Origin of the sequence: Prevotella sp. HJM029, from assembly GCF_000599605.1 — a bacterium.
Lineage (GTDB): Bacteria > Bacteroidota > Bacteroidia > Bacteroidales > Bacteroidaceae > Prevotella.
The window spans coordinates 1-3,736 of the sequence record NZ_AZHT01000020.1; the positions used below are offsets into that span (position 1 = coordinate 1).

The following is a 3,736-nucleotide window of genomic DNA, read 5'->3' on the forward strand; positions in this document are numbered from 1 at the left end:
ATTGGTGGAATATGCAGGGACGAAAAGCTGTGGTTGCTATACAGAGGGTATTGGGACACTATGTTGATACCTTTTCCTATTATAGTCCTATGGCGATACGCAACGATAATGAAGCCTATCAGCATATTGCCTACTCACCCATATATCCAAAGTTCAAGGTTACAGACATACTTCGCAGAAATGGTTTTAAGGATAATTTCTATGGCATCGTGCCTACCCAGCTTATTCCTGCATTGCTTACAGACAGCCGTGTGGAAACATTGCTAAAGGCAGGTCGTACAGACCATTTACGTTACTTTCTTGGCAACAGGAGGACTTTTGAGGAACTATGGCAGTCCTACAAAATTGCAGTCCGTAACGGCTATGAGATAGCAGACATTTCTCTTTGGAGTGATTATGTAGATACACTTAGAAGATTAGGAAAGGATATTCATAATCCAAAATATTTATGCCCAACAAACCTTAAAGGTGAACACGACCGCAAACACGAAGAACTTCTCAGAGTGCGTGAAAGGGAGGAGATTAGACAGAAGCAGCAGAAGGCAATGGAAGACGAAAAACGTTTCAAGGAACTCAAATCAAAATTTTTCGGTATCTGTTTCACGGACGGCACTATCCAAGTCCACGTATTGGAGAGCGTGCAGGAGCATTTGGAAGAAGGTGTATCAATGCACCATTGCGTATTTTCTAATGCATACTACCTCAAGGAGGACTCCCTTATCCTTTCGGCTACCATTGATGGCAAGCGAATAGAAACCATTGAAATGTCTTTACGAACTTTGGAAGTGGTGCAAAGTCGTGGGGTATGCAACAAGAATACGGAATATCACGAGCAAATAGTAAACCTTGTCAATGCCAATCGAGGTCTTATAAGCCGAAGAATGAAAGCTACAGCATAAAGTATGAACCATTAAATTATCAGAGATATGAAGACAGAGATTGAAAACATTATCTACAATTGGACGGATGAGATACCGCATATTCTCATTAGGGTTATTAATGCAATAACCTTATCTGACAACAAAGAGGAGTTAAGGTTAGCTATCAACAAAATAGCTGAAGAAACAGAGCTTGATAAGTTCTTTGCATACGGCTATGGCGCACATCACTTTTGGCTCAAACACCGCAGACTGTCCAATGGAGAGCCAAAGGAATACAGATTATTAAAGGTTGAATTTTAAGATTATGAAGAAGAAAGTTTACAGAGTTCGGACACAATACGTCTTTGAAGGAGTATTCGATGTGGTTGCGGAGAGCAAAGAAGAAGCACGGCAGAAAGTCCTGCAAGATTGTAGACTGGTCATGGGTGGAAGCATTCACAGCACCCTGCCCGATGATGAGATAAATTTTTCGAGCAATGCTCTCAACAACTCGTGGGCGTTTGACAGACACCCCAATAAACGGATAGACAGAATAACGAAAGTGCAGGAATAGCATTCTTAATAAAAAAGAGCCACGCAAACCGAAATTTGCGTGGCTTCTTTTCTTTGTCTTTGAACGAGCAGGCGACCAAAGCAAAGAAGCAAAAGAAAGTCGCAGAAAGTTTTTACTTTAACAACTTTGCCGCAAGTTTGTAAGTGAACAGAATTCGAGGATTGGATAAATCCCATTGCTCCACCTCTTGCCGTATCAATTCTGCGTGCTTCTTGCTTATATCCCTTAAAGCGTTTCCTACGGATTTCCGAAGATATTCGCTTTCGTGTGCCTTGTGCTTAGCAATTAGAGCAATAGCCACCGATGGATTTTCCTTGAAGTATGGGCGACTTGTCCAAATCCTCAATCCCTCCGTTACAGCACGGATTACATTCGGATTACCGTCATTTATCCACTCTTCGATAAGTGGCAAGGACGTTTCATATCCACTGTGTTTGCAGACCTCATCAAAAGCCTTTGCAAGCATTTCCTGCACACGCCAATTTTCGTCGGTGCTTACTTGTTCTTTCAGAAAACGAAGTGCATTATTATTCGTTGTTGCCAATCTGCCCAATATCGTTGTCGCCAACATTCTGGCTTGATAGGCTTCATGCTCAAACAACGTGAGGGCAAATTCAAAACATTGTTCCTTTGAGTATGCCGAAAATACCTCATCAGCCCCACCAAGAATATGCTGAAAACCGTGTTCGATTTCTAAAATCCTACTTAAAATATTATCTACATTCATACTTAAACAACTGTTTCTTTTTAACAATCGCTGCGACAGGCTTAATCCGTCGCAGCCAAGTAATCAGGAACTGGATATTTTACGGATTTACGTTTCCTCCGCCATCACCTACGGTTTAGGCTTCGCCGTTTTCTTCGCCGGTGCTTCCACACGTTCATAGCTTACACCCGAGAGCGTGAAGTACTTCTTCGAGGGAGATAGGCGGACAATGGGCTTGGTGATGTGGATGTTGGGGTTGAACCCCGTCTTACCTTTTAGGCTTTCATGGACAAAGATACAAAAATATGATGTCATTTCCAATAAAATATGACATCATATTTGCGAGAATATGACGTCTGTTTTTTCAGTCTTTCCAAAACCACCAGTTAAGTTTTTCCTCTTCCCGATGCTCTGGCGGTGTCTGTGCAAAATAAACCGCACATCTGAAAGCATACAGCACACAACGGTCTTGCACCACTCTGGCATAGTCGTTGGACAAAGTAAAGAGAACTTCGGGGTCTTTGCCTTTCAAGTCGTCAATGGAGGTTATCCCTATATTCCATAAGTCGGTTGCAAGCGATTTCCCTATTCCGGGTATTATCGTCAATTCCTTAATGGTCTGCTCTTTGGTCATTGCGTCTGACGAATTACATGACAAGGTTGCCCTCATTGTCAATCTTCCAAAAAGGATTGTAGGCTACCTCGAACACATAGCCGTCCAAATCCTTGAAATAGCCGCTGTAACCGCCCCAGAACACTTTTTGCGCAGGCTTTACAATGGTTGCCCCTAACCGTTCGGCTTCCTGCATCACAGCATTGACTTCTTCCTCCGATGTGGCATTATAGCTGATTGTCATGCCCGAAAAGGATGCCTGCTGATAATTCAGCGTTGTGTCTTTTTCCAATTCTTGTAGTGGATATAATCCTAAAACTATCCCACCCAAAGGAAACAATGCGTAGGCTTCTTGACTTTGTTGCGATTTCTTCCAGCCTAAGCCCTCGTAGAAAGCTAATGCCTTTTGAAAGTCTTTTACTCCCAATGTGATTAAAGTGAATTTCTGTCTCATAAGTTGTACATTATAGAATTTGCACAAAGTTACTCATTTATAGGGAGGAAGGCAAAGAAAACGGCAAAAAACATCTCTTGTGGAGCATAAAATATCGCAAGGGTTATATTTGATAGTCATCGAAGATAAAAAAGAACAAACTCCACCTTTCGTCGTTTGACGAGTCCACGTAAAACTTTTCCCTTATATCGGCAAAAAGAAACATACTCACTATAGAAGTTCCTGTCTCCAGCTTCTATTTTTCTCAGCAACTTACTCTTGGGATGCTTGCCATAACCAAGCAATCGTCCTACACCCACATTATAGGCAAGCAAGGTCAGCAGCAGGGCATCCTTGCCATATCCCTTGAAGTGCTCAAAGCATTTCCAAAGGTCGGCACGGAGCAGGGAGTCCGCCTGCCGTTCCGTCATATCTGCAGTGAAGTGCTCTCCTGGTTGCAGCTGATGCCCATATCCAACATACGGATTATCAAAACCTTTTGATAATCCGTATTATCTAAAGACAAACATTATCCAAAGATTCACGGAAG

The 3,736-nt window shown here is 42.3% G+C and carries 6 protein-coding genes and 2 pseudogenes; 3 read left to right on the plus strand and 5 right to left on the minus strand.

Translation table 11 applies throughout. The annotated features are described in order from the left end of the window. The 3 genes from X919_RS0102155 to X919_RS0102165 all read left to right on the plus strand — a co-directional run. Positions 1 to 899: PcfJ domain-containing protein (locus tag X919_RS0102155; RefSeq protein ID WP_028898841.1), on the plus strand; the 899-nt coding region annotated here is incomplete at its 5' end. A gap of 27 nt (positions 900 to 926) precedes the next feature. Continuing rightward, positions 927 to 1,181 carry a hypothetical protein gene (locus X919_RS0102160; protein ID WP_028898842.1) on the plus strand — a complete coding sequence of 85 codons (255 nt, stop codon included), beginning with the start codon at positions 927 to 929 and terminating at the stop codon, positions 1,179 to 1,181. 4 nt (positions 1,182 to 1,185) lie between these two features. After that, positions 1,186 to 1,434 (plus strand): hypothetical protein, encoded by a 249-nt coding sequence (locus X919_RS0102165; RefSeq protein ID WP_028898843.1) that lies wholly within the window; start codon positions 1,186 to 1,188, stop codon positions 1,432 to 1,434. Positions 1,435 to 1,546: 112 nt separating this feature from the next. On the opposite strand, the gene X919_RS0102170 is transcribed toward X919_RS0102165, so the two are convergent. From X919_RS0102170 to X919_RS14590, 5 genes and pseudogenes are all read right to left on the minus strand, one after another. Beyond that, positions 1,547 to 2,161 carry a DNA alkylation repair protein gene (locus X919_RS0102170; protein WP_028898844.1) on the minus strand — a complete coding sequence of 205 codons (615 nt, stop codon included), beginning with the start codon at positions 2,159 to 2,161 and terminating at the stop codon, positions 1,547 to 1,549. A gap of 108 nt (positions 2,162 to 2,269) precedes the next feature. Beyond that, positions 2,270 to 2,416, minus strand: a pseudogene (locus X919_RS0102175) (histidinol phosphate phosphatase); the annotation flags it as partial. An 88-nt stretch (positions 2,417 to 2,504) separates the two neighbouring features. Beyond that, the gene (locus X919_RS0102180) at positions 2,505 to 2,774 is read right to left on the minus strand and encodes a helix-hairpin-helix domain-containing protein (protein ID WP_007574372.1); all 270 of its coding nucleotides are present in this window, start codon (positions 2,772 to 2,774) and stop codon (positions 2,505 to 2,507) included. A gap of 13 nt (positions 2,775 to 2,787) precedes the next feature. Continuing rightward, positions 2,788 to 3,207 carry a VOC family protein gene (locus tag X919_RS0102185; protein ID WP_028898846.1) on the minus strand — a complete coding sequence of 140 codons (420 nt, stop codon included), beginning with the start codon at positions 3,205 to 3,207 and terminating at the stop codon, positions 2,788 to 2,790. Between the two features lie 116 nt (positions 3,208 to 3,323). Then, a pseudogene (locus X919_RS14590) lies at positions 3,324 to 3,671 on the minus strand (glycoside hydrolase family protein); the annotation flags it as partial. Positions 3,672 to 3,736 lie beyond the last annotated feature (65 nt).

Bases quoted from the DNA above. Each gene is read 5' to 3' on its own strand.
- X919_RS0102185 (WP_028898846.1), bottom strand. From the start codon at position 3,207: ATGAGACAGAAATTCACTTTAATCACATTGGGAGTAAAAGACTTTCAA.
- X919_RS0102160 (WP_028898842.1), top strand. From the start codon at position 927: ATGAAGACAGAGATTGAAAACATTATCTACAATTGGACGGATGAGATA.
- X919_RS0102170 (WP_028898844.1), bottom strand. From the start codon at position 2,161: ATGAATGTAGATAATATTTTAAGTAGGATTTTAGAAATCGAACACGGT.
- X919_RS0102180 (WP_007574372.1), bottom strand. From the start codon at position 2,774: ATGACCAAAGAGCAGACCATTAAGGAATTGACGATAATACCCGGAATA.
- X919_RS0102165 (WP_028898843.1), top strand. From the start codon at position 1,186: ATGAAGAAGAAAGTTTACAGAGTTCGGACACAATACGTCTTTGAAGGA.